Origin of the sequence: Microbacterium sp. Root322, assembly GCF_001425645.1 — a bacterium.
GTDB lineage: Bacteria > Actinomycetota > Actinomycetes > Actinomycetales > Microbacteriaceae > Microbacterium > Microbacterium maritypicum.
Genome location: NZ_LMCS01000003.1, coordinates 869494 through 893832 on the forward strand (window position 1 = coordinate 869494; position 24339 = coordinate 893832).

General features: G+C 69.6%; 27 protein-coding genes. 19 read left to right on the forward strand and 8 right to left on the reverse strand.

The genetic code is table 11. The features are described from left to right. Positions 1-7: 7 nt before the first annotated feature. From ASC55_RS16520 to ASC55_RS16530, 3 genes are read left to right on the forward strand one after another with little or no spacing between them, the layout of a single operon-like run. Positions 8-946: a carbohydrate ABC transporter permease gene (locus tag ASC55_RS16520; protein ID WP_017828434.1), complete on the forward strand. Its 939-nt coding sequence runs from the start codon at positions 8-10 to the stop codon at positions 944-946. After that, on the forward strand, positions 946-1803 hold the full coding sequence (locus ASC55_RS16525) for a carbohydrate ABC transporter permease (protein ID WP_055877620.1): 858 nt from the start codon (positions 946-948) through the stop codon (positions 1801-1803). Before ASC55_RS16520 ends, ASC55_RS16525 begins: the two co-directional genes overlap by 1 nt. A 49-nt stretch (positions 1804-1852) precedes the next feature. Continuing rightward, positions 1853-3166 carry an ABC transporter substrate-binding protein gene (locus ASC55_RS16530; RefSeq protein ID WP_017828436.1) on the forward strand — a complete coding sequence of 438 codons (1314 nt, stop codon included), beginning with the start codon at positions 1853-1855 and terminating at the stop codon, positions 3164-3166. 70 nt (positions 3167-3236) lie between these two features. On the opposite strand, the gene ASC55_RS16535 is transcribed toward ASC55_RS16530, so the two are convergent. Both ASC55_RS16535 and ASC55_RS16540 read right to left on the reverse strand, forming a co-directional pair. Next, the gene (locus ASC55_RS16535; protein WP_055870796.1) at positions 3237-3956 is read right to left on the reverse strand and encodes an SDR family NAD(P)-dependent oxidoreductase; all 720 of its coding nucleotides are present in this window, start codon (positions 3954-3956) and stop codon (positions 3237-3239) included. Further along, complete coding sequence (locus ASC55_RS16540) at positions 3953-4870, reverse strand: dihydrodipicolinate synthase family protein (protein WP_055877624.1); 918 nt, start codon at positions 4868-4870, stop codon at positions 3953-3955. Before ASC55_RS16540 ends, ASC55_RS16535 begins: the two co-directional genes overlap by 4 nt. 112 nt (positions 4871-4982) lie before the next feature. On the opposite strand from ASC55_RS16540, the gene ASC55_RS16545 reads away from it, so the two are divergent. The 4 genes from ASC55_RS16545 (at position 4983) to ASC55_RS16560 (ending at position 8904) form a co-directional block, all read left to right on the forward strand. Then, entirely contained in the window at positions 4983-5900 is a 918-nt protein-coding gene (locus ASC55_RS16545) for an SMP-30/gluconolactonase/LRE family protein (RefSeq protein ID WP_055877627.1), read from the forward strand. After that, positions 5897-6556: a bifunctional 4-hydroxy-2-oxoglutarate aldolase/2-dehydro-3-deoxy-phosphogluconate aldolase gene (locus ASC55_RS16550; protein ID WP_235563399.1), complete on the forward strand. Its 660-nt coding sequence runs from the start codon at positions 5897-5899 to the stop codon at positions 6554-6556. Before ASC55_RS16545 ends, ASC55_RS16550 begins: the two co-directional genes overlap by 4 nt. Positions 6557-6643: 87 nt before the next feature. Further along, positions 6644-8104, forward strand: a complete 1461-nt coding sequence (locus tag ASC55_RS16555) for an ABC transporter permease (protein ID WP_055877631.1) — start codon at positions 6644-6646, stop codon at positions 8102-8104. 74 nt (positions 8105-8178) lie between these two features. Next, positions 8179-8904: an ABC transporter ATP-binding protein gene (locus ASC55_RS16560; protein ID WP_055871229.1), complete on the forward strand. Its 726-nt coding sequence runs from the start codon at positions 8179-8181 to the stop codon at positions 8902-8904. Between the two features lie 74 nt (positions 8905-8978). Here the strand turns inward: ASC55_RS16560 and gndA are convergent, their stop codons facing one another. Further along, positions 8979-10427: an NADP-dependent phosphogluconate dehydrogenase gene (gene gndA, locus ASC55_RS16565; RefSeq protein ID WP_017828443.1), complete on the reverse strand. Its 1449-nt coding sequence runs from the start codon at positions 10425-10427 to the stop codon at positions 8979-8981. A gap of 56 nt (positions 10428-10483) precedes the next feature. Next, positions 10484-11374 (reverse strand): NAD(P)-dependent oxidoreductase, encoded by an 891-nt coding sequence (locus ASC55_RS16570; RefSeq protein WP_055877634.1) that lies wholly within the window; start codon positions 11372-11374, stop codon positions 10484-10486. Between the two features lie 98 nt (positions 11375-11472). On the opposite strand from ASC55_RS16570, the gene ASC55_RS16575 reads away from it, so the two are divergent. From ASC55_RS16575 to ASC55_RS16605, 7 genes are all read left to right on the forward strand, one after another. Further along, positions 11473-12531 carry a D-2-hydroxyacid dehydrogenase gene (locus ASC55_RS16575; protein ID WP_055877638.1) on the forward strand — a complete coding sequence of 353 codons (1059 nt, stop codon included), beginning with the start codon at positions 11473-11475 and terminating at the stop codon, positions 12529-12531. Positions 12532-12586: 55 nt separating this feature from the next. Beyond that, positions 12587-13375, forward strand: a complete 789-nt coding sequence (locus ASC55_RS16580; RefSeq protein WP_055870819.1) for an IclR family transcriptional regulator — start codon at positions 12587-12589, stop codon at positions 13373-13375. A gap of 139 nt (positions 13376-13514) precedes the next feature. Continuing rightward, positions 13515-14933 (forward strand): MFS transporter, encoded by a 1419-nt coding sequence (locus ASC55_RS16585; RefSeq protein WP_055870821.1) that lies wholly within the window; start codon positions 13515-13517, stop codon positions 14931-14933. Next, entirely contained in the window at positions 14930-15715 is a 786-nt protein-coding gene (locus tag ASC55_RS16590) for an SDR family oxidoreductase (RefSeq protein ID WP_055877641.1), read from the forward strand. Before ASC55_RS16585 ends, ASC55_RS16590 begins: the two co-directional genes overlap by 4 nt. Next, positions 15715-16446 carry a fumarylacetoacetate hydrolase family protein gene (locus ASC55_RS16595; protein ID WP_055877646.1) on the forward strand — a complete coding sequence of 244 codons (732 nt, stop codon included), beginning with the start codon at positions 15715-15717 and terminating at the stop codon, positions 16444-16446. Before ASC55_RS16590 ends, ASC55_RS16595 begins: the two co-directional genes overlap by 1 nt. Before the next feature lie 16 nt (positions 16447-16462). Next, positions 16463-17500 carry a zinc-binding dehydrogenase gene (locus tag ASC55_RS16600; RefSeq protein ID WP_055870829.1) on the forward strand — a complete coding sequence of 346 codons (1038 nt, stop codon included), beginning with the start codon at positions 16463-16465 and terminating at the stop codon, positions 17498-17500. Next, a complete protein-coding gene (locus tag ASC55_RS16605) occupies positions 17497-17991 on the forward strand; it encodes a gluconokinase (protein WP_055877648.1) in 495 nt (164 codons plus the stop codon). Before ASC55_RS16600 ends, ASC55_RS16605 begins: the two co-directional genes overlap by 4 nt. 12 nt (positions 17992-18003) lie before the next feature. On the opposite strand, the gene ASC55_RS17810 is transcribed toward ASC55_RS16605, so the two are convergent. Beyond that, positions 18004-18129: a hypothetical protein gene (locus ASC55_RS17810; protein ID WP_017828452.1), complete on the reverse strand. Its 126-nt coding sequence runs from the start codon at positions 18127-18129 to the stop codon at positions 18004-18006. Between the two features lie 224 nt (positions 18130-18353). Between ASC55_RS17810 and ASC55_RS16610 the strand changes: the two genes are divergently transcribed. After that, a complete protein-coding gene (locus tag ASC55_RS16610; protein WP_055877651.1) occupies positions 18354-18965 on the forward strand; it encodes a 50S ribosomal protein L25/general stress protein Ctc in 612 nt (203 codons plus the stop codon). A gap of 100 nt (positions 18966-19065) precedes the next feature. Then, positions 19066-19647, forward strand: a complete 582-nt coding sequence (gene pth / locus ASC55_RS16615; protein WP_055877654.1) for an aminoacyl-tRNA hydrolase — start codon at positions 19066-19068, stop codon at positions 19645-19647. 33 nt (positions 19648-19680) lie between these two features. Here the strand turns inward: pth and ASC55_RS17750 are convergent, their stop codons facing one another. Together ASC55_RS17750 and trpS are read right to left on the reverse strand one after the other, a co-directional pair. Further along, positions 19681-20436: a hypothetical protein gene (locus tag ASC55_RS17750; RefSeq protein WP_235563405.1), complete on the reverse strand. Its 756-nt coding sequence runs from the start codon at positions 20434-20436 to the stop codon at positions 19681-19683. A gap of 21 nt (positions 20437-20457) precedes the next feature. Further along, the gene (trpS, locus tag ASC55_RS16625; RefSeq protein WP_081603831.1) at positions 20458-21462 is read right to left on the reverse strand and encodes a tryptophan--tRNA ligase; all 1005 of its coding nucleotides are present in this window, start codon (positions 21460-21462) and stop codon (positions 20458-20460) included. 45 nt (positions 21463-21507) lie between these two features. Here trpS and ASC55_RS16630 point away from each other — a divergent pair, with 45 nt between their 5' ends. From ASC55_RS16630 to ASC55_RS16640, 3 genes are read left to right on the forward strand one after another with little or no spacing between them, the layout of a single operon-like run. Continuing rightward, on the forward strand, positions 21508-22152 hold the full coding sequence (locus ASC55_RS16630) for a hypothetical protein (protein WP_082524392.1): 645 nt from the start codon (positions 21508-21510) through the stop codon (positions 22150-22152). Next, positions 22149-22832, forward strand: a complete 684-nt coding sequence (locus ASC55_RS16635; protein ID WP_055877658.1) for a DUF4166 domain-containing protein — start codon at positions 22149-22151, stop codon at positions 22830-22832. Before ASC55_RS16630 ends, ASC55_RS16635 begins: the two co-directional genes overlap by 4 nt. Beyond that, positions 22829-23497, forward strand: a complete 669-nt coding sequence (locus ASC55_RS16640) for a DUF4166 domain-containing protein (protein WP_055877661.1) — start codon at positions 22829-22831, stop codon at positions 23495-23497. The genes ASC55_RS16635 and ASC55_RS16640 overlap by 4 nt, the downstream gene beginning before the upstream one ends. Here the strand turns inward: ASC55_RS16640 and ASC55_RS16645 are convergent. Beyond that, positions 23491-24330, reverse strand: a complete 840-nt coding sequence (locus ASC55_RS16645) for an exodeoxyribonuclease III (RefSeq protein ID WP_200935194.1) — start codon at positions 24328-24330, stop codon at positions 23491-23493. The genes ASC55_RS16640 and ASC55_RS16645 overlap by 7 nt on opposite strands. Positions 24331-24339: the final 9 nt, after the last annotated feature.

The following is a 24339-nucleotide window of genomic DNA, read 5'->3' on the forward strand; positions in this document are numbered from 1 at the left end:
GACTGCAATGCAACAAGCCATACTCGAGCGGCCCGCAGAGAGCGAGCAGAAGGCCGTCGAGCCACGCTCCGGGCGACGCTCCACGCTGGGCGCGAAGGATCGCACCTTCGGTTTCATGATCGCACTTCCCGCGGTCCTGCTGTTCCTCGTGATCGCGATCTTCCCTCTCGTGTCGAGCATCTTCACGAGCCTCTTCGACCAATCGCTCCTGCGCCCCGAGCGCACGTTCGTGGGTTTCGACAACTATGCGGCCGTCTGGGAGGAGTTCTTCGCCCGGCTCGGCACGACCGTCGTGTTCGCGTCGCTCGCCACGGTCTTCCCCCTCGTCCTCGGCGTGGCGCTGGCACTGCTGCTGAACGCCCGCATGCGCGGACGCAACATCCTGCGCGGCGCCCTCATGCTGCCGTGGCTGCTCCCCGGTGTCGTGGTCTCCTTCCTCTGGGCGTGGATCTTCAACGACAGCTACGGCGTCGTCAACCATGTGCTCTCGGTCTTCGGCCTGCCCGAGGTGAGCATGCTCGGCACCCCCACCGGCGCCATGGCCGCCGTGGTCATCGCCAAGACCTGGCACTCGTTCCCGTGGATCATGGTCGTCGCGCTCGCGGTGCTGCAGACCCTCCCGAGCGAGCAGATCGAGGCCGCCACGATCGACGGCGCGACCCGCGCGCAGCGGTTCCGTCACATCTCGCTGCCGCACATCGCCGGCCCCGTCACCCTCGTCGCGGTGCTGGAGTTCATCTACAACTTCGGCAACTTCGACACCATCTTCGTCATGACCGGCGGCGGACCCGGCAACTCGACCACGACGCTCGCGGTCAGCCTCTACGACCTCGCCTTCGGCAGCTACGAGCTCGGCAAGGCCTCCGCCATGGGCGCGCTGTGGCTCGTCCTGCTGGCGATCATCACGAGCGGATACCTGTTCCTCAACCGACGGCTGGAGAAGTGATGCGCCGTAGTCGCGACGTGGGGGAGTCGATCATCCGTCCCCACCTGTCCATCCCGGGGCGCGTCCTGCTCCTCCTGCTGGCCCTGTTCGGCCTGCTGCCGGTGTACTGGCTCACGGCCACCGCCTTCACGAAGAAGGAGGACGTCTTCTCCCTCGACCGTCCGTTCTTCCCGGTCGACCCGACGTTCGAGAACTTCATCGGCTTCTTCCAGAACGACCTGCTGCTGAAGAACCTGCTCAACAGCATCATCGTCTCCACCGGCACCGCCCTGCTCGCGGTCCTGGTCGGCGGGCTGATGGCCTACTCGCTGTCGAAGTTCCGCTATCGCGGGCGCAACGCCATCATGTTCATGTTCCTGATCGGCCAGCTGATCCCGGGTGCACTGCTGCTCATCTCGCTGTACCTGATGCTGAGCTCGGCCGGTCTGCTGTACACCTACACGGCGCTGATCATCTCGTTCACGACCTTCACGCTGCCGCTCGCGGTGTTCCTGCTGAAGGGCATCATCGACGCCCTTCCCGACGACATCCTCGAGGCGGCCAAGGTCGACGGGCTCTCGCGCACGGGGACGATGTTCCGCATCGTGTTCCCGCTCGTGGTCCCCGGCCTCATCACCGCGGGCATGTTCGCCTTCATGCGCGGGTGGAGCGATCTGCTCTTCGCGCTCACGCTCGCCGGCCCCGACAAGCAGACGCTGCCCGCCGGTCTCACCCAGGCGTTCATCCGCGAGGGCACCGCCGACTGGCCGGCGCTCATGGCGGCGTCCCTCATCACCTCCCTGCCGCTCGTCCTCATCTTCATCCTCCTGCAGCGCTACTTCGTGTCCGGCCTCGCCGCCGGAGCGGTCAAGGGCTAGCGATGCACCGCAGAACAGCTCGTCCCCCTCACCCCGAAGGAGCAGTCTCATGAACCTCTCGAACTCGCAGCTGAGCCGCCGAGCCTTCCTCGGAGGCGGAACCGTCCTGGCCGCGTTCGGCGCTCTCGCGCTCGCCGGTTGCGCGACGCCCGCCGCGCCCGGCACCGGCGCCGGGGCCACGGCCGCCGGAGCCACGAAGGCCAAGACCATCAACTTCTACGGCAACTCGCTCGGCGAGGAAGCCCTGAAGTCGGCGTGGCAGGGCATCCTCGACGGCTTCTCGAAGCAAGAGGGCGTCAAGGTCGCCCCTGTCATCTACCCGTACGATCAGGCCGCCACGCAGCTGGCCCTGACCGGACGCTCCGGCAACCTCATGGGCGTCGGGCAGTCGGGCGGCTGGCAGGTGCTGACCCCGATGAATGTGCTCGCCGACCTCTCCGACCTCGCGAAGGGGCTGGGCATCCCGCAGGGCGTGCTCGACTCGTACACGATGGACGGCAAGCTGCTCGTGCTGCCGCTGACGGCCGCAGGCATCGGCATCATCACGAACGGCGAGATCGCCAAGAGCGTCGGCATCACCTCGGGTATGACCGTGGAGCAGTTCGCCACGGCGCTCGAGAAGATCAAGAAGCAGGACTCCTCGCTGATCCCGTACGCCGCTGTCACCAAGAACCCCGACCTGAAGGACGCCGTCCCGTGGATGTGGGGCTTCGGCAGCGATGTCGTCACCGACGACCTGAAGTGCACCCTGGGAGACGCCGAGAGCGTCAAGGCGGTCACCTGGTACAAGTCGCTGCAGGATGCCGGGCTCACGCAGACGAACGTGGCGCGCAGCGATGCCCGCATCCTGTTCGCGAGCGGGCGGGCGGCCCTGTACGACGACGCCCCGCTCGCGTCGACCTTCGTCAAGACGAACGGTGCCGCCCAGAACATCATCGACAACATCGGCGCCATCTCGCGTCCGACCGCCGGTGGTAAGGACTCGTACAACCGGGCCTGGGGCAGCGGCGTCTTCGCGACGGCGGGCGAGGGAGAGCTCACGAGCCGCGACTTCATCCTCTACGCGGCGACGAACGTCGAGGCCGCGACCGCGCTCTACGAGAACTCCGCTGTGGCGCCGGCCGCCAAGAGCGTGGCCGACAAGATCCCGGCTCTCGCCGCCGACAAGTTCCAGGGCGCGTTCCGCACCGAGGTCTCCGAGCACGCGCGCGGCGCCGCGTGGGATCGTGTCGCCGTGACCGCCCAGATCGATGCGGCCATCGGCGCGGGGGTCGCGACGATCCTCGCGGGTCAGGTCGAGGCGCAGGCCGGTCTCAACGCGCTGAAGAAGGAAGTGCAGGGGCTCCTCGACGCCAACGCCTGATCCGAGCGTTGCTCACGAAGAAGGCCGCGTCCCGGGAGGGGACGCGGCCTTCTTCGTCGATGTGCGCGGGTCAGAGCCAGCGTTCCCGCAGCACCGGCTTCAGCCAGGCCGCGGGGGAAGAGATCGACAGCCCCCCGTCGACGGCGATGGAGGTGCCGGTGACGAAGGAGGCGGCGTCGGAGGCGAGGAACGCCACCACCGACGCCACCTCCTCCGGGCGGCCGATTCGTCCGAGCGGGTACCCCTCGCTCTCGCCCGTGTCGGCGGCCGAGATGCTTCCCGGTTGCACGGCGTTCACGCGGATGCCGCGGGGGCCGTTGTCGAGGGCGAGCTGCCGGATGAGGCCGTCGACGCCCGCCTTGGCGGCCGCGTACGCGGGCAGGGCGGGTGCGGCGAGCGACGAGTTGACCGACGTCACCGCGACGATCGACGATCCCGCGGAGAGCCGGGGAAGGGCCGCTCGCGCCACGAAGAACGCGGAGTCGAGTGTGGCGCCCAGCGCGCCGCGCCAGTCCTCGTCGCTGGTGTCCTCCGCGCGGGCGATCGGCATGCGCCCGGCTGCGAGAACGATGACGTCGAGTCGGCCCAGCGCCTGCTCCGCATCCGCGACGGCACGGTCGGCGGCCTCGGGTCTGCTGCAGTCGGCGACGAGGTACCGCGCGAAAACGGGATCGTCGGAGTGCTCGAGCCCCACTCCGACGACGGCGTCTCCACCGTCGACGAAGGCGCGGGCGATCGCGAGGCCGATGTCGGAGCTGCCGCCGATCAGCAGAACACCGCGGCCGCTCACACGCGCACCGTGGTCGGGATCGGCGGAAGGGCGAGCTCGTCGATCACGAGCTTGACCGAGGCGCGGCTGCCGGCGTCCAGGCGCGAGGCCGGGTAGCGCACGGTCGCATGGTCGATCACGCCACGCGCGACGAGGACCTCCTTGTGCACCGCCCACGCGATGCCGCCCTGCAGACCGATGAGCACGAGAGGGAGCATACGACGGAACTCGGCGCGAGCCTCGTCGACGCGCCCCTCGAGGAACTGGGTGAGCACGGGGCCGAGGAGGTCGGGGAACTCACACGCGGGCATCGTGCCGACGGCGCCCCTGGCGTATTCCTCGAGGCAGAACTGGGCGTTCTGCCCGCCGAGCACGGCGAAGGCGGGATCGTCGATGGCCGAGACGACCGCGCCGACCTTGGGGGCGGTCGGGGGAGCTTCCACCTTGACGGAGTCGACGCCGTCGAGGCGGGCGATCTCGGCGATCAGCGCCGGTGCCATCACCACACCGGTGACACCGGGGGCATCCTGCACCATGACGGAGAGCGAGGTGGCGTCGGCGACGTCCCCGTAGAAGTCGACGAGCGTCCCGGCCGGAGGCTTCACCATGAACGGTGGAAGCACCATGAGGGCGTCAGCGCCCCCCTCTTCCGCGAGCAGCGCCTGCTCGATCGAGGTCGCCGTGGAGGTGCCGTTGACGCCGGCGATCACGGGGACCCGGCCGTCCACCACCCGGACGACATCGTCCAGGATCGTGCGTCGCTCCTCGGTCGTGAGGGCGAAGCCCTCGCTCGCCATGCCGAAGACGGCGACGCCGTCGACGCCGGACGCGAGCTGGAACTCGACCAGCCGGCGCAGGCCCTGGCGGTCGAGGGCACCCGACTCGTCGAAAGGTGTTGCCAGGATGGGCATCAAGCCGTGGAGTGTCGGAGCCATCAGCTGTTTCCCCGCTTCATCATCGTGTGTCCACATTTCTCGCAAGTGTTATGCATATTGTGAGATAGTCTGCCACATAACGGTTACGAGCTACCAGCGAAGGATGACCCGGATGCCGCACACCCAGACCTCCCGACGCGTCGAGATCCTCTCCGACGCCCGTTACGTCCAGGCCGAATCGCCGCGCTGGGACGGTCGGGACGGGAGCCTCGCCTGGATCGACATGGCGACCGGTTCGCTGCATCGCGGACGCATCGAAGACGGACGGGTGGTTCCAGAGACCGCGGTCGTCGTCGGCGCGCAGATCGGCGCCCCGATCCCGCTCGCCCGGCCGGGGGCGGGCTGGCTCGTCGGCGTCGACCGCCGCGTGGTGCATGTCGGTGACGACGGCGTCGTCTCTCCCCTCACGGGCGACATCGCCGGGGCGGGCGACTACATGAACGACGGCGGCGGCGATCCGTCCGGGCGGTTCTGGGTGGGTAGTCAGTCGATGCCCCGCGACCCCCACTGCACGCTGTGGAGCATCGGTCCCGACGGCGAGCCGACCGCCCGCCTCGACGGGATTACCGTGTCGAACGGACTCGCCTTCGACCGCAGCGGCTCGACGCTGTACTACATCGACACGCTTCCGCACCGCAGCATCGAGGCCTTCGACGTGGCGCCCGACGGGGAGCTCTCGAACCGCCGCACCCTGTGCCGGGTCGAGGGTGGCAACCCCGACGGCATGGCCATCGATTTCGACGGCATGCTCTGGGTCGCTGTCTGGGACGCCTCCGAGGTGCGCCGCTACTCGCGCGAGGGTGAGCTCGTCGAGACGATCACCCTTCCGGCGAAGCGGCCCACCGCGGTGGCGCTCGTCGACCGGCTGCTCGTGATCACGACGGCGAGCATCGGGCTCTCCGACCCCACGGATGCCGACGGCGCCCTGCTCGGCGTGCGGGTCGACGTCGGCGGCGCACCCGCCTTCCCCTGGGGCGGCGGGGCGCCGATCGTGGCATCTGCCGGCTCCGTGGAGGAGGTCGCATCGTGAGCACCGTCGACAACGCCGAGCTGCAGGAACGGCTGCGCAGCACCCGGCTCGTCGCGATCCTGCGGGGGACGGATGTCGACGCCACGGTCGCCGCGGCGCGGACGCTGCTGCAGGTGGGTGTGCTCACCCTCGAGATCGCCCTCACCCTGCAGGACGCGGAAGAGGCGATCGCGCAGATCGTGCAGGACGCCCCGGCGACGGCGCTGGTCGGTGCCGGCACGGTGCTCGACGAGGCCGATGTCGAACGAGCGGTCTCCGCCGGTGCACAGTTCATGGTCACGCCCACCCTCAGCGCCTCCGTCCCCTATGCGGTCAGCCAGGGCATCGGTGTGCTGGCGGGCGTCTACACGCCCACCGAGATCCAGCGGGGCCACGACCTCGGAAGTGCGGCGGTCAAGCTGTTCCCCGCGTCGGCGCTCGGCTCCGGCTTCATCCGTGCCGTGCGTGATCCCTTCCCGCAGGCGCGGATCATCCCGGTGGGGGGCGTACGTGTCGACACGGTCGCCGAGTATCTCGCGGCGGGTGCTTTCGGCATCGGGGTGGGCGGGCCGCTCGTCGGAGACGCCACGGCTCCCGGCGGCGACCTCGAGGCGCTCGCGGTTCGCGCCGGCGCGTTCGTCCAGGCATGCGCTGTGGATGATCCGCGCCTTCCATAGGTTCCTCATCACCTGTCCCTCGATCTCGCATATGAGCGATTCCTAACGTCGATCTCGCCCCGCGATGGCCGCGGCGGAAGGAGAGAGATGTACGGAATGTATCTGCGGCGCGAACTGGCCGGCCGCAAGAAGCAGACGATGATCGTCGCGATCGGACTGGCGATCGCAATCGCTCTCGTGATCGTGGTCAACGCCCTCACCGCGGGAGTGCGCGACGCTCAGGCGCAGGCCCTCGCCTCCGTCTACGGTGTCGGCACCGACCTCACCGTGACCGGCGCGACCACGGAGCCGGGCCAGGGCGAGGGGCCGCGCTTCGATTTCGATGCGGGCGCCGGGGAGAGCGACGGCGAGACGACCACGCTCGCGCAGTCGATGCTGCGGACCGACTTCCTGCGCGGCACTCTCGACTCCTCGGTGCTCGACACCGTCGCCGACACGGACGGCGTCGCTGCCGCTTCCGGGGCACTGAGTCTGACGAACTCCACCTTCTCCGGAGAGATGCCCAGCGGCGGTTTCGCACAGCAGGACGGCGAGCAGCCGGCCGCGCCCGAGGCCGGACAGGCACCGCCGGACGCCGGGCAGGGCGGCGGAGCATCCTTCGGCGTCGATTCCTTCTCGGTGCTCGGGATCGACCCCGCCGAGACCACGGTGGGCCCGCTCGCCTCCGCCGAGGTGACGGACGGTCGCGGCTTCGACGCTGCTGACGATGAGGCGCTCGTCGCACTCGTCGATCGCACCTATGCCGCCACGAACGAGCTCTCGGTGGGGAGCACCATCGACGTGGCCGGCTCCGATGTCGAGATCGTCGGCATCCTCGGCTCGACCTCGGACAGCGCGGACACGGCGGCGAACGTGTACCTGCCGCTGAGCACCGCGCAGACGCTCGCCGGTGTCGACGACGTCATCTCCACCGTCTACGTGCAGGCGGACTCTGCCGCCTCGATCGATGCCGTCCAGGCGGCTCTCGCAGATGAACTCCCCGACGCGACCGTCACGTCGCAGTCCGAGCTCGCCTCGACCGTCTCCGGCTCGCTCTCCAGCGCGACCGCATTGATCACGAACCTCGGCACGTGGCTCTCGATCATCGTGCTCGTCGTCGCGGTGGTGCTCTCGGTGCTGCTCACGCTGTCGGGCGTGGGGCGTCGCACCAGGGAGTTCGGCACCCTCAAGGCGATCGGATGGTCGAACGGTCGCGTCGTGCGGCAGGTCGCAGGCGAATCGATGGTGCAGGGGCTGATCGGGGGCGCCGTCGGGCTCGTCCTCGGCATCGCCGGGATCGTGCTGATCAACGTCCTCAGGCCCACGGTCGCCGCGAGCAGCGCGGGTCAGGGCGCGGGCCCCGGAGGCATGGGCCCCGGTCCCACCGGCGGTGGGGGCGGGATGCTCCAGACTCCCGCCGCCGACGTCGTCCTCCAGGCGCCCTTCACGCCGTGGGTGCTGGTGGCGGCGGTCGGTCTCGCGGTGCTCGGCGGCCTCGTCGCAGGCGCATTCGGCGGCTGGCGTGCCGCCAGGCTCAGCCCGGCGGAAGCGCTGCGGTCGGTCGCATGAGTATTCAGCACACGGACGATGTCCCACAGCGCACGCCATTGCCCGAGCAGTCGTTCCACGAGAAGGAGAACCGCATGACCATCGCAGACCTCGAGCCGACGACGCCACGACGCGAGGACGAGCACCCGCTCTACCGCGTGGCGGGCGTCACGCGGACGTACACGCAGAAGGGCCGCATCGTGAAGGCGCTCACCGGAGTGGACCTCGACATCATGCCCGGCGAGTTCGTCACGATCCAAGGGCCGACAGGCGGGGGGAAGTCGACACTGCTGCAGCTGCTCGGGGCCCTCGACACGCCGTCGACCGGTTCGCTCCTGCTCGACGGCAGAGAGCTCGCATCGGCTTCGGCGAAGGAGCTCGGCCGCATCAGGGCGGAGGAGATCGGGTTCGTGTTCCAGGGGTTCAACCTGATCCCCACGCTCACCGCCACGGAGAACGTGGACATGGCGCTCGAGCCCCTCGGTCTCGACAGGGCGCAGCGCCGCACCAGGGTGGCCGAGGCGCTCGCACACGTCGGGCTCGACGACAGGGGCGACCATCTGCCCACCGAGCTCTCCGGAGGGCAGCAGCAGCGCGTCGCGATCGCACGCGCCATCGTGAAGAGGCCGCGCGTTCTCCTTGCCGACGAGCCGACGGGCAATCTCGACGAGAGCATGCGCGACGAGATCCTGACGCTGCTCGAATCGCTGTGCGCCGAGGGGATCACGATCATCGTCGTGACGCACGATTCGGCGGTCGCGCGTCATGCGACACGGCGGCTGCGTCTGACGAAGGGCGTGGTGCAGGACATCACGAAGTAGGGGAGTGCGGCATCGTGGTGCGATGCACGAAGGGCCGGGTACCTCGCGGTACCCGGCCCTTCGACGGCGCGACGTCAGTGCGTGTCTTCCGCCTCGATCTCGGTGCGGTCGCCCGACCACAGCGTGTGGAAGGTGCCCGGCTTGTCGACGCGCTTGTAGGTGTGCGCGCCGAAGAAGTCGCGCTGACCCTGCACGAGCGCTGCGGGGAGGCGGTCGGCGCGGATGCCGTCGTAGTACGACAGCGACGACGAGAACGCGGGCGCGGGGATGCCGGCCTCGGCGGCCGCGATCACGACGCGGCGCCACGGCGCCTGGGCGCGGGTGATCGCCTCGGTGAAGTACGGAGCGGTCAGCAGCACGGGCAGGTCGGGGGTCTCGGCGTAGGCGTCCGCGATGCGGTTGAGGAACTGGGCGCGGATGATGCAGCCGCCCCGCCAGATCTTCGAGATCGCGCCGAGGTCGATGTTCCAGCCGTACTCGGCCGCACCCGCGCGGATCTCGTCGAAGCCCTGCGAGTAGGCGACGATCTTCGACGCGTAGAGCGCGAGGCGCACGTCTTCGATGAACGCCTCGGTGTCCTCGACGGAGAACTCCTCCTCGGGGCCGGGGAGGTCGCGCGACACGGCGCGCTGCTCGGGGTGCGAGGAGAGCGAGCGGGCGAAGGTCGCTTCGGCGATGCCCGAGACGGGGACGCCGAGGGACAGTGCGGTCTGTACGGTCCAGGCGCCGGTGCCCTTGGCTCCTGCCTGGTCGAGGATCACGTCGACCAGCGGCTGGCCGGTGGAGGCGTCCACCTGGCGCAGCACCTCGGCGGTGATCTCGATCAGGTACGACTCGAGCTCGCCCTTGTTCCACTCGGCGAAGATCTCGGCGATCTCGGCCGGCGACTTGCCGGTGCCGCGGCGGATGAGGTCGTAGGCCTCGGCGATCAGCTGCATGTCGGCGTACTCGATGCCGTTGTGCACCATCTTGACGAAGTGACCGGCGCCGTCGTGGCCGACGTGGGTGACGCACGGCTCGCCCTCGGCGATCGCGGCGATCGACTTCAGGATCGGTCCGAGCGTGATCCAGGACTCGTCGGAACCGCCGGGCATGATCGAGGGGCCGGTGAGGGCGCCCTCCTCGCCGCCGGAGATGCCCGCGCCGACGAAGTTGATGCCGGTCTCGCGCACGGCCTTCTCGCGACGGATGGTGTCGGGGAAGTAGGCGTTGCCACCGTCGACGATGATGTCACCGGGCTCGAAGACCTCGACCAGCGAGTCGATCACGGCGTCGGTCGGGCCGCCGGCCTTGACCATGATGATCGCGGTACGCGGCTTCTGCAGCGAGTCGGCGAACTCCTGATAGGTGCGGGCCGGGACGAAGCCGGCCTCGGGGTGCTCGTCGAGGAGCGTCTGGGTCTTCTCGTAGCTGCGGTTGAAGATCGCCACCGTGTTCCCCTCGCGGCTGGCGAGGTTGCGGGCGAGGTTCGATCCCATGACGGCGAGTCCGACGACTCCGATGTTCGCTGATGCTTCGGGCACAGAAGGCTCCTCGATGGTGAAGAAGGGGTGGTTTCAGCGTATCGCTGTACGGCAGGTCAGTGGCCACCTGTGTCACGAGAGGCGATGAAGCGTCGTGACACGGCGATGTCGCGGTCGCCGAGACCTGCGGCGACCAGCTCGTCGAAGGCCGCGCGCAGGGCGGGCAGCAGGACGGGGGAGGTGCCGGTGGCATCGGCGATGTCGGCCGCGAAGCCGAGGTCCTTCACCATGTACCGCGCGATGCCGCTGGGGGAGTCGTCGCCGGTGATGAGCTTCTCGCGACGGCTGTCCAGCAGCCGCGATCCGGCGTATCCGCCCGACAGCAGCGACCACAACGCGTCGAGATCGAGGCCGGAGCGGTCGGCGAGCACGGTGGCCTCCCCGAGCGCCATGATCGTCGCGGAGACCACGAGCTGGTTGCAGGCCTTGGCGACCTCGCCGGCGCCGAGCGGGCCGAGCAGGACGGGTGTGCCGCAGGGGGCGAGCACCTCTGCCGCGACGGCCGCGTCGTCCGGGGCGCCGCCGAGCATGATCGAGAGGGTTCCGGCGATCGCCCCGTCCTCGCCGCCCGAGACCGGGCAGTCCACGACACGTACCCGGCCGTCCGTCTGGTCCGAGACACGCTCCGCGAACGCGCGGACGGCGGGTGCCGAGGAGGTGGAGCCGATGAGGATGAGCAGGTCGCCGGCATCGGCGAGCAGTCCGTCAGGGCCGTCGAGCATGGCCTCGAACGGAGGGAGGTCCGGCAGCATCATGAGCAGGACGTCTACTCTGGAGGCGAGCTCACGTGGCGTCTGCGCCCAGGAGGCTCCGGCGGCCAGCAGTTCCGGCTGCGGGCGCCGCGCGTGGACGACGAGCCGGCCGTGTGCGGCGAGCAGGTGGTCGGCCATGGGGCGGCCCATGGCGCCGAGGCCCACGACGCCGACGGTGACGGATGAGATGGTCATGCGCACACGGTAGCAATATTCCAACAGATAGAACAGTGTCCAACCTGCTGGAACTGGGCTAAGGTGAGGGATCCAGACTTCCCGAGGAAGGGACCAGCATGACGGGGACCGAGAAGAAGCTGCGCGCCGTCGTGGCGGTACCGCTGGCGGAAGACCTGTGTCGGCTGATCGAGGAGCTCGAGCCTCGCGTCGAGGTGATCCGCGATCACGCGCTCATGCCGCCGATGCGCGGACCCGCCGATTGGTCCGGCGACCCGGACCACGTGCGCACACCGAGCGAGCAGCAGGCCTTCGATGAGATGGTCGACTCGGCCGACGTGCTGTTCGGGATCCCCGATGTGGATGCGGCGGCGCTGGCGCGCACCGTGGCTGCCAATCCGCGGCTGCGCTGGGTCATGACGACCGCTGCCGGTGGCGGCGCCTCGGTCAAGGCCGCTGGTCTCGATCGCGAGCAGCTCGACCGCGTCGTCTTCACCACCAGTGCGGGCGTGCACGGCGGACCGCTCGCGGAGTTCGCGGTGTTCGGGGTCATGGCGGGCGCGAAGAACCTCCCGCGTCTTCTCGCCGACCAGGGCACCCGCACCTGGCCCGACCGCTGGGAGATGCGTCAGCTCGACGAGATGACCGTGCTGGTCGTCGGCCTCGGCGGCATCGGCGCGGAGTGCGCACGACGTTTCCACGCGCTCGGCGCGCGGGTGTGGGGCACGACACGGTCCGGCGAACCGGTGGACGGAGTGGATCGCCTGGTGCCGCTGGACGAGCTGATCGACGCGGTGGCCCACGTCGACGCGATCGTCGTCACCCTTCCTGGTACGGCGCAGACCCATCATCTGATCGGCGCCGAGGTGTTCGAAGCCGTGAAGCCGGGCGCGATCATCACCAACGTCGGCCGCGGCACCGTTGTCGACGAGACCGCGCTGCGCGGTGCGCTCGACGACGGTCGGATCGCGTTCGCGGCTCTCGACGTCTTCGAGCAGGAACCCCTCGATGCCGCCTCGCCGCTCTGGGGCCATCCGAACGTTCTCGTGAGCCCGCACACCGCGGCCCTCAGCTCGAAGGAGGAGGAGCGCATCGCCCGCCGCTTCGCGGAGAACGCGGCGCGCCTGCTCGATGGCGAGCCGCTGACCGCCGTGGTCGATACGGTCGAGTTCTACTGATCGGCCTGCAGGCGGCAACCGCCTGCAGGAATCCCTGAAGGCGGAAGGCGCGGCCATGGACGACGACACCCGCGAAGGACGCGACCCCGCGCCGGCCGTGACTCGCAGCATCCGCCTGCTCGGCATCCTCGCCGAGGCCGGTGGCCCGCGCACGCTCACGGAGCTCGCGGGAGACCTGGGGCTGGCGAAGTCGTCGACGGCGAACCTCTGTCTGGCGCTCGAGGCCGGTGGCATGGTCGACCGCACCCCGCAGGGCTACCGCCTCGGGGTGCGCACCGCGGAGCTCGGAGGAGCGTTCGCGGCGCAGTTCAACCAGGTACGCGAGTTCTACAGCGTGTGCGAGGCCTCCCCGCAGCTCGCCTCCGAGCTCGTCCAGGTCGCGATGCTCGACGGCACCGATGCGCTCTACCTCGCCAGGCACGAGGGGTCGCGGTCGCTCCGGCTGGGCACGCCGCTCGGTTCGCGGCTCCCGGCCCCGCTGTCGGCGACGGGCCGCGCGCTCCTGGCGGCGATGAGTGACGCCGAGGTGGTCGAGCTCCTCGGTGAGGATGCCGTCTTCCCTCAGCTCACCGAGCGGAGTGCGACCACCATGTCCGGCCTTCTGGAAGTGCTGGCCACGGCCCGCCGCCGAGGCTGGGCGCTGGACGCCGAGGAGTCCTTCCGTGGCATCGTCGGCGTGGCCGTGCCGCTGGAGGGCTGGGCTCCGACCGATCCGCCCCTCGCGCTGGGAGTGGCGATCCGCGCCGCCGAAGCCGACTACGAGCGCATCGAGCGCGTGGGTGAGGCTCTGCGCGAGGCCGCCGCGGCGCTGACGAACCCGTTCAGCGCCGCCGTCCGGCGCTGACCCCTCGCGCCGCGCAACCGGCGGAGCCCTTATGGAGGGCCATGCTTTTCGTGCGCCTGACTCCGGTCCAAAGGGTTGAACGCAATCCAACGGGCTGGTACAGTCGGGGTCACGCCGCAGGCGAAGCCGATCGAAGGAGATGGCCGTGACCGACCCCCGCACCCCCGTCCGAGCAGCGTCCGATGACCCGGAATACGCGGCGAACCTGCGTCGCGCGACACTTGCGTCGAGCATCGGCAGCGCGCTGGAGTACTTCGACTTCGCGCTCTACGGCCTCTCGACCGCGCTGATCTTCAACGTGCTGTTCTTCCCTCAGGACGACCCGGCCATGGCCACGGTCGCCGCCTTCGCGACCTTCGGCGTCGGGTTCCTGGCTCGTCCGTTCGGCGGCCTGTTCTTCGGTGTCCTCGGAGACAAGCTCGGGCGCAAGTGGGTCCTGGTCGCCACGATCGTGCTGATGGGCGGAGCCTCGACCGCGATCGGTCTGCTGCCCACCTACGCCGCGATCGGTGTCTGGGCGCCGATCCTGCTGGTGCTGATGCGTCTGCTGCAGGGCTTCGGTGCCGGGGCCGAGCAGGCGGGCGCGACCGTGCTGATGGCCGAGTACGCGCCGGTGAAGCGTCGCGGCTTCTTCTCGGCCCTGCCGTTCGTCGGCATCCAGGCGGGAACGCTGCTCGCCGCGGTCGTCTTCGGCCTGATCACGCTGCTCCCCGAGGACCAGCTGCTGAGCTGGGGCTGGCGCGTGCCGTTCCTCGCCTCCTTCGCGCTGATCCTGCTCGCGCTGTTCATCCGGATGCGACTGCGCGAGACGCCGACGTTCATCGAGCTCGAGAAGCACGAGCAGGTCGCCGACCGCCCGATCAAGGAGATCTTCACGCACGGGCTGCCCGGTGTGATCGTCGGCGTGGGTCTGCGGATGGCCGAGAACGGCGGCTCCTACATGTTCCAGACACTCGGTCTCGCGTTCTTCGTCACCGTGATCGGCGACAACGCCGACAAGAGCCTGCTCACGTGGGGTGTCACCCTCGGATCGCTGATCGGCGTGTTCTCCGTGCCGTTCACCGGCCACCTCTCCGACCGCTTCGGGCGTCGCACGGTGTACCGCTTCGGGGCGGTGTTCATGCTCGTCTACACCTTCCCCGCGTGGTGGCTGCTGTCGCTCGGAAACTACGCCGTGGCGATCGGCGTGATCGCGATCGGCATCGGTGTCGCCGTGAACAGCATGCTCGGACCGCAGTGCGCCATGCTCCCCGAGCTCTTCGGCAACCGTCACCGCTACCTGGGTGTCGCGATGGCCCGCGAGATCTCGGCCGTGCTCGCCGGCGGTCTCGCTGGTGTCCTCGGTGCCTACCTGATCGCGGTGAGCGACGGCAACTGGGTGCTGCTGGCCATCTACATGGCCGTGCTCGCCCTCATCACCACCGCGTCGACCTTCCTCGCGCCCGAGACCCTTCGTCGCGACCTCACCCGCGTCGATGACGCGATCAAGGTCTCGAGGGCCGAGGCCGGCGACGACGTGTTCGCCACCACGGTGTCGATCAAGGCCGTGGGCCGATGACCGCGCTGCCGGCGGGACTCGCCGCCTTCGATCTGACGGGGCGCACGGCGCTGGTCACGGGGTCGAGCCAGGGGATCGGCAGGACACTCGCGGCGGGGCTCGCCGGAGCGGGCGCGACCGTCGTCGTGCACGGACGGGACGCTGTCAAGGCCCGGACATCGGCCGACGAGATCGCGCACGCCACGGGAGCCGTCGTGCACAGCGTCGTCTTCGACGTGACCGACGCCGCGGCGGTGGATGCCGGCATGGCCGAGGTCGAGCGTCTGGTCGGCACCCCCGACATCCTCGTGAACAACGCCGGGGTCCAGCGCCGAGCGCCGATCGCGGAGTTCGCCGACGAGGACTGGGATGCGCTCGTGCAGACCAACCTCTCCAGCGTCTTCCATCTGTCGCGACGAGTCTCCGCCGGGATGATCGCACGCGGCTCGGGCAAGATCATCCAGATCGGCAGCGTGCAGTCGCAGCTCGCGCGTCCTTCGATCGCTGCCTACTCGGCCACCAAGGGTGCCATCGTGATGTTCACGAAGGGATTGTGCGCCGATCTCGCCCCGCACGGCATCCAGGCCAATGCGATCGCTCCCGGGTACTTCGCGACCGAGCTCACGAAGGCGCTCGTCGCGGACGAGCAGTTCTCGCAGTGGGTGCGCGGACGCACGCCCGCCGGCCGCTGGGGAGACACCCAGGACCTCGTCGGTGCCCTGCTGTTCCTCGCCAGTGGCGCGAGCGACTTCGTCAACGGGCAGACGCTGTTCGTCGACGGCGGCATGACGGCGGTCGTCTGATGCGTCTCGGGCGCATCGACACCGCCGACGGCCCCCGCTGGGTGCGCGAGACGGCGGACGGGCTGATCCCGCTGTCCGATCCCTTCGTTGCCTTCGCCGAGGGGCGCCTGCCGAGCGATGAAGGAGACGCCGTCGACGGGGCGATGATCGCGCCGGTGGACCCCGTGGTGATCGTCGGCATCGCCCAGAACGGACCGGAGCACGTGTCGCCGGTGCAGGCGTGGCTCAAGAGTCCGCGGACGGTGATCGGCAGCGGTGCCGAGGTCGTGATGCGCCGCGACGCCGGTGCCCAGGTCGCCGAGGGCGAGATCGCCGTCGTGATCGGGCGCCCGACTCCGGGGCTGACCGTGCACAACGCGCACGAGTACGTGCTCGGCGTCACGGCGGTGAACGACCTCTCGAGCCCGGATCGAGCGGCGTTCGACCCCCGCAACTTCGAATCGAAGTCGGGGGAGGGCTACACCCCGCTCGGCCCCTGGATCGACACCGAGGTCGGGATCGGCGACGTGAGCCTCGAGGTGGAGGTGGACGGACGCCTGGTCGCCGAGACGGGAAGCAGGCAGCTGCCCATGTCGATCCGGGAATGCCTCGCCTACGTGGCCGCGTGGTCTCCGCTCGGACCGGGAGACGTCGTCATGACCGGCGCTCCGCACTCCCAGGCGCCCGTGGAGCCCGGGCAGACCGTGACCGTCAGGGTCGCGGGAATCGAGCTGGTCACGGCATTCGTGTGACCGAGGAAGGAGCGCGGTGAACAACCTCGCCGTGGTGGCGCATGCCGCCGAGGATCTGCGGATCGAAGACATCGGCGCCCCGGCGCCCCGACCGGATGAAGCCGTCGTGGACATCGCTTACGGCGGCATCTGCGGATCAGACCTCCACTACTGGCGACATGGAGCCGCCGGTGCCTCGGTGCTGCGTGAGCCGATGATCCTCGGACACGAGGTGTCCGGCGTCGTCTGCGTCGCCGCGGCCGACGGCACGGGGCCTGCGGTCGGCACTCCCGTGGCCGTCCATCCGCTCACCGCGCACGGCGACGGACGCACCCCCTGGCCGGCGGCGCATCCCAACCTCGCGCCGGCGTCGACGTATCTCGGCTCGGCGATGCACCTGCCGCACACCCAGGGGGCCTTCGCGCGCCGCGTCGCCCTGCCCGCACGCATGCTGCACGCGCTTCCCGCCGGTCTCGACCTGCAGACGGCGGCGCTCGCCGAGCCCGCAGCCGTCGCCTGGCACGGTGTGCAGCGTGCGGGTGATGTGCGCGGTCTGCGGGTCGTCGTGATCGGTGCCGGACCCATCGGCCAACTCGTCGCCGCAGTGGCGCAGCGCGCAGGGGCCTCCTCCGTGACCGTCACCGACCTTCAGCAGCAGCCGCGCGACATCGCCGAGGCGCGCGGCATCCGGTCGCTCGATGCACGGGCTGAGAGCGAGATCTCCGACCTGCACGCCGACGTCGTGATCGAATCGAGCGGCACCGTCCCCGGACTCTCGGCCGCCGTCTCCGCCGCCGCCCGCGGGGGCACGGTGGTGATGCTGGGGCTCCAGCGCGGGGGAGAGGTGCCGGCGCCGATGGCCACGGCCATCACCCGTGAGCTCACGCTGCGCGGATCCTTCCGCTTCGGGGCGGAGTTCGACGAGGTCATCGCCGCCCTCGCCGACGGCAGCCTCGACGTGCGCGGTATCATCAGCCACGTGCTGCCGGTGGACGATGCGCTCGATGCCTTCGCACGGGCCGCCGACCCCGCGAGCTCCTGCAAGGTGCTCATCGACTTCGGCCGGGAGGCATGAGTGTGCGCATCGTCGTGATGGGCCCGAGCGGTTCGGGCAAGTCGACGGTGGGGGCGTTCCTCGCCGATGCTCTCGGTGCGCGGTTCATCGACGGCGACGACCTGCATCCGGCAGCGAACGTCCGCAAGATGGCGGCGGGAATCCCCTTGGACGACGCGGATCGGCAGCCCTGGCTCCGCCTCGTGGGCGAGACGCTCCAGGCAGAGGAGCGGATCGTCGTCGCGTGCTCGGCACTCCGACGTGCCTATCGCGAGGTCATCAGAGCCGAGGCGCCGGAGACCTTCTTCGCGGAACTCGCGATCGGTCGGGCCGTGCTCGAGGAGCGGATGCGTCTGCGGGCCGATCACTTCATGCCGGCGGCGCTTCTGGACTCGCAGCTCCAGACGCTCGAGTCCCTCGAAGTCGATGAGCACGGCATCAGGGTGGACGAGTCGGCGGACGTGCGGACCGCATCCGCCGTCATCGCCGCGGCGGCACGGCTGCCGCGCTGAGTCCGGCGGAGGTCAGTCCTTGCGGTAGCCCGAGCGGCCCATCGCGAACAGCGCGATGAACGACGTGACGGCAGCGCACACGGTCATGGCGCCGATCAGCCAGAGGAGTGCGTGCGAGAGGAAGGCGCCGTCGAGCATGGGGGTTCTCCGTGTTCTGCAGAAAAAGGACCGGTGTCCTCAGCCTATCGGGTCATCCGGTACCATTGAGGCTGTACCTCGGCGAGGGATGCTTCTGCGCGTGCGCGAACATCCGTTATCGACGCGGCGAAGCAAGCCCGGTGGCTTTCCTCCTGCGTCAGCGAGTTCGAAAATTCCAAGACCACCGCGCGGCGCCTTCGCTGCGTGCCCCGAAGGAGAACCCCATGTCTGAAGACACCAAGGTCCAGGCCGAGCTCCGCGAGAGCTTCGGCAAGGGCTTCGCCCGCCGCCTCCGCGCCGCCGGCAAGATCCCCGCCGTCATCTACGGCCACGGCACCGAGCCGGTGCACGTCGCGCTGCCGGGCCACCAGGTCTCGCTCATCATCCGTCGCGCCAACGCTCTTCTCGAGCTCGACATCGAGGGCAAGGGCCAGCTCGCCCTCGTCAAGGACGTCCAGCGCGACCCGGTGCACCAGATCATCGAGCACATCGACCTGCTCGTCGTGAAGAAGGGCGAGAAGGTCGCCATCGACGTCCCGATCGTCGTCACGGGCGAGTCCGCTGCGGGCACCATCGTCAACCTCGACGCGACCACGCTGTCGATCGAGGCCGAGGCCACCCACATCCCCCAGAACATCGAGGTCTCGGTCGAGGGCCTGGAAGAGGGCGCGCACATCACCGGCGCCGACGTGAAGCTCCCCAAGGGCTCCACGCTGCTCTCCGACCCCGAGGTGCTCGTCGTCGCGATCTCCGTCCCGGCTGCACCCACCGAGGATGACGAAGAGGGCGAGACCGCCGCGGCGACCGAGGCAGCAGAAGAGGCCGCCGCGGAGTGATCTCCGACTGATTCATCACAGAGGGGGCGCGATCCGATCGCGTCCCCTCTGTCGTATCCTGACCGAGGCTCTGCACCCCGGGCAGTGAGAGGACGAGGACATGGCATCGACCTGGCTCGTGGTCGGGCTCGGCAACCCCGGCCCCCGTTATGAGGCCACACGGCACAACATCGGCCAGATGGTGGTCGACGAGCTGGCCTCGCGACGCAGCGAGGCGTTCCGCGAGCACAAGGGGGGAGCGCGCGTCGTCGAGACGTGGTTGCGCCCCGGGGCGGACAAGCTGGTGCTGGCCAAGCCGAACACCTTCATGAACGTCTCCGGCACGCCCGTGGCGGCTCTGGCCCGGTTCTACTCGGTCCCTGCCGAGCAGGTGATCGTGGTGCACGACGAGCTCGACATCCCGTTCGACACGGTCAAGCTCAAGACCGGGGGCGGTCACGGCGGACACAACGGCGTGCGCGATGTCGCACGTGCCCTGGGCACCGCCGACTTCCCGCGCGTGCGGGTGGGCATCGGCCGTCCCGTCGGGCGCCAGGATCCCGCGGACTGGGTGCTCGCTCCGTTCGGCAAGGAGGAGCGGCCGAACCTGCCGATCCTCATCGCGGATGCGGCTGACGCCGTCGAGCTGCTGGTGGGCGAAGGCCTTCTCGCAGCGCAGCAGAAGCACCACGCACCGCGGTGAGCCGGGCGGCGACGCCCGGCCGTTGACGACCGATCAGGCGGTGTAGCCGGCGAGGCCGGTGGCGCTTCCCGCGCCCAGCGCGATGACCAGGACGATCGAGAAGATCACCGCGCCGAGAACGGCCACGACGAGAGCGGCGATACCGGCCCCGCGGCCCTGCTTCTTGCGGATCGCGATGATGCCGAGCACGATCGCCGCGATGCCGAGGATCGTGCCCGCCCAGAAGGAGAGCTCCGTCCACAGCACCTGATCGCGTACCGGGGAGAAGATGCGCAGATCATCGCTGTAGGTGGTCATGCTCGGCGGGATGACGCGGCCGATCGCGAAGGCGTTGATGCCCGTGACGATGGGCATCACGATCGCGGCGACGAGCGCGGAGATCAGCGCGAGCATGCCCATCAGCCCGGAGCGACGGGGCGTGGTCTCCGGCACGGCGTACGCGCCCGCAGGTGCGGCGTAGCCGCCGACGGGCACCTGGTACGCCCCGGGAGGGGCCGCAGGGTATCCGGGAGCAGGAACGGACGGGAGAGAGCCGGGCGTTGCCGCATACGCAGGGTGACCGGGGGCAGGAGGTGCGGCCTGACCTGCCGGGTACGCCGGCGGAACCGGGTACGCTGGCGGAACCGGATAGGCCGGCGGGACCGAGAACGCGGGCGGCGCGGGGAAGGCCGGAGGAGGTGGGACCGCACCTGCAGGCGCTGCCGGCACCGACGGGACCGACGTCTCGGGCGGCACCTGCGATTCGGAGGGCACGGCACCGGACGGGGGAGGCAGCTGCGGATCAGTCACGCCCCCATCCTAAGGCGAGCGTCAGACGCGCCGAAGCAGACCCACCCGGTCGTACACGTCCGAAAGCGTCGCGTCGGCGACGGCATCGGCGCGGGCGGCGTTCTCGGCCAGGATGCGATCGAGCTCGGCGGGATCGTCGAGCAGCTCGAGGGCGCGGGCGCGCACCGGCTCGAATTCGTTGACGACGACCTCGGCCAGGCCCTTCTTGAAATCGCCGTAACCGCGTCCCGCGTACTCGTCCTCGATCGCGGCGACCTGGCGTCCCGTGAGCGCCGCATAGATCGTGAGCAGGTTCGAGACGCCGGGCTTGCTCTCGCGGTCGAACCGCACGGAGCCCTCGTTGTCGGTCACCGCGCGCATGACCTTCTTCGCCGACTTCGCCGGATCGTCGAGCATCCACAGCACGCCGGCGTCGCTCTCGGCAGACTTCGACATCTTCGACGTCGGGTTCTGCAGGTCGTAGATGCGCGCGGTCTCCTTCTGGATGACGGGCATCGGCACCGTGAAGGTCTCACCGAATCGCGAGTTGAAGCGCTCGGCGAGATCGCGCGTGAGCTCGACGTGCTGCTTCTGGTCATCGCCCACCGGCACCACATCGGTCTGGTAGAGCAGGATGTCTGCGGCCATGAGCACCGGGTAGGTGAACAGGCCGACACTGGTCGAGTCCGCACCGTAGCGCGAGGACTTGTCCTTGAACTGCGTCATCCGACCGGCTTCGCCGAAGCCGGTGATGGTGCTGAGAATCCACGCGAGCTCGGCGTGAGCGCGCACATGCGACTGCACGTACAGCGTCGACAGCGACGGCTCGATGCCGGCGGCGATGTACTGCGCTGCCGTACGACGCGTCTTCTCACGCAGCTCTGCCGGGTCTTGGGCGACGGTGATCGCGTGCAGATCGACGACGGAGAAATAGGCGTCGTAGGAACTCTGCAGCTCCCGCCACTGGAGCAGCGCGCCGATGTAGTTGCCGATCTGGAGGGAGTCGGCGGAGGGCTGCATTCCGGAGTAAAGGCGAGGTCTCGTCACGGGATCAATCCTATGGGGTGCGTGCTGTGCCCCTACGATGGGCGCATGGCTTCCGCTTCTCCTCTCCCACGGTCGCGAGGGGATCGGGCCCTCTACGTCGAGATCCTCATCCGCGCGCCCCTGGACGAGGTGTGGGCGCTGACCCAGGACCCGTCCTCGCACGTGCGCTGGGACGCGCGCTTCAGCGACATCGTGCCGCAGCGCACCCGGGCGGACGGCGCACAGGACTTCCGCTACGAACTCGACCTGGGGGTGCACACGATCCGCGGAACCGGCGTCTCGCTCGCCACGAAGCAGAGCCGCACGGGCGAGCGGACCTCCGCGCTCCTCTTCGACACGGACGACGTGCTCTCCCCGCTCGGAGTCGGGCGTGGGTACTGGCGCTACGTGCCGACGGATGACGGCGTGCGATTCCTCACCGGCTACGACTACGTCCCGGGCTGGGGCTGGCTCGGGCGCGTGCTGGATCCGCTGATCACGCGGCGCTTCGTCTGGTGGCTCACGGCGCGGAGCTTCGATCGCCTGCGGCTCTGGGCCGAGCAGGGGATCACGCCCGAGGAGACCAGCGGATGGCGATCGTTGCGCCGAGGTCACCGACCTCGCGCACGAAACTGCCTCTCCCGGCCTCCGCGACGCACCGGACGCACGATCATGGAGGACGCACCGGAATCTCTGGAGGAGCTCGTATGACCACAGGCGCCGGGATCTTCGAGCGCGCGTTGGGAGCCGATTTCGCGCGGCTCCACCCGCAGCTCCAGCGCCGGTTCGGGGTCGGCGTCGACGCCGGCTACGGCTGCATCGGGCGCGGAGTGATGACCGAGGTGCGCCGGGGTCCGTGGTGGACGCTGCCGTTCCTCCTCATCGGGACCTTCCGGAACATCCTCTTCCCCGAGCGGGGACAGGACGTGCCGTTCCGGATCGACAACCACGCCTACGTCGACGACTTTGGCCGTGAGACCGTGACCTTCGTGCGGACCATGGACGTGCGCCCCGGTCGCCGCCGCCGCTTCGACGCGACCATGATCTACAGCGAGGCCCGGCGGCGAGTGGTCGACTACCTGGGCACCCACCAGCACCTCGCGGTCGACCTCGACCTCGCCGTCACCGATGACGGCGGGCTCCTGCTCACCTCGGGGGCACAGCGCTTCTACGAGGGGCCTGCGGCCTTCCGCTTCCCGATGGTCTTCAGCGGACGGGCGCGGCTCGTCGAGCGCTATGACGACGAGCAGGAGTGCTACCTGATCGACCTCGAGATCCACAACGACGTCTTCGGGTTCCTGTTCGGCTATCGGGGCGCGTTCACGTGCGAGTTCGTCGACGGCCCCGCCCCGGAGACCGTGAAGCCGTACCGTGAGGAGGCTCGAGAGTGACCGCGCGTGGAGCGGCCTTCCTCGAAGCCCTGGGGGAGCAGGCGCAGCGGCTGCATCCCGAGATCCTCGCGCAGATGAGCGTCGAGGCGCCCCGCGACAGCGCCGAGGGCGTGTTCACGGTCGCCGGGAGCCGGTTCGGACGCGTCGCCGGTCTCGCCGCCCCTGTCATCGGTCCCGGTCTGCTGGTGACGCGGTTCGCGCGTGACGTGCCGTTCCGGATCGATACCGTGTCAGGCCGATCGCGCTCGGGGCGGGCGACGCTCGACACCGTCCGCGAGTTCCGCTTCCCCGGCGCGACGCAGTACGTGACGGATCGACTCTTCGCGACCGGTCACCCCGGCATCGTCCAGAACGCCTTGGGCGCGCGAGGGCGGGTGCAGATGCTCGAGCACTGCTCGGTGACCGACGAGGGTGCGCTGCGCATGAGCACTCGCGCCGTCGCACTGCGGCTGGGGCGGTATCGGATCCCGCTCCGCGGCATCCTGCGCATCGAGGTGGAGCTCGTCGACGGCTGGGACGAGGCCCGCCGTCGACGCACCATCGACATGCGCGCGACGAGCCCCGTTCTCGGGACGGTTCTGGAGTACCGCGGGTGGTATCGCTATGCGGACCTCACAGCGCCGGACGTCACGACGTCGGGTGGCGTGCCCGTCGCGGATCAGTAGCGGTAGTCGACGACGACGGGCGCGTGGTCGCTCCAGCGCTGGTCGTAGGCCGCGGCGCGCGCGACGTGATAGCTCTCGACGCGTTCGGCGAGTGCGGGCGTCGCGAGGTGATAGTCGATGCGCCACCCGGAGTCGTTGTCGAACGCCTGTCCTCGCATCGACCACCAGGTGTACGGGCCGTCGACCTCGCCGTGGAACTTTCGGCCGACGTCGATCCAGCCGAGGCCGGTGCCCACGGTGCCGTCGACCCCCGAGACCTCTGTGCCCGCCTCGCCGAGGAAGCGGTCGAAGTAGGCGCGCTCGCGGGGGAGGAAGCCGGCCTTCTTGCGGTTGCCTCGCCAGTTCTTGATGTCGAGCTCACGGTGCCCGACGTTCAGGTCGCCTGTGACGAGCGCGAGGGCGCCGTCGGAGCCGAGCTCGCCCAGGCGCGTCCCGAACGCGTCGAGGAACTTCCACTTCTCGTCCTGCTTCGGGGTGTCGGCCTCGCCGGAGTGCACGTAGGCGCTCACGACGGTGAGCGGGCGATCGCCGATCAGGAAGTCGGCTTCGATCCAGCGACCCTTGGAGTCGAAGTCGTCGGGGCCGAAATCGGTGCGGGAGGCCAGCGCGGGAGTGCGGCTGGCGATGGCGACGCCGGCCCGCCCCTTCGCTGTGGCCTCATCGTGCACGAAAGACCAGCCGGGGAGTGCGGCCTCGAGGTGCTCGTCCTGCCCGCGGACCTCCTGGAGCGTGAGGATGTCGACGCCGGCATCGTCCAACCAGGAGCTCATCCCGTTGCGAGCCGCCGCTCGGATTCCGTTGACATTGACCGTGGCGATACGCAGATGAGGCATGGTCACAAG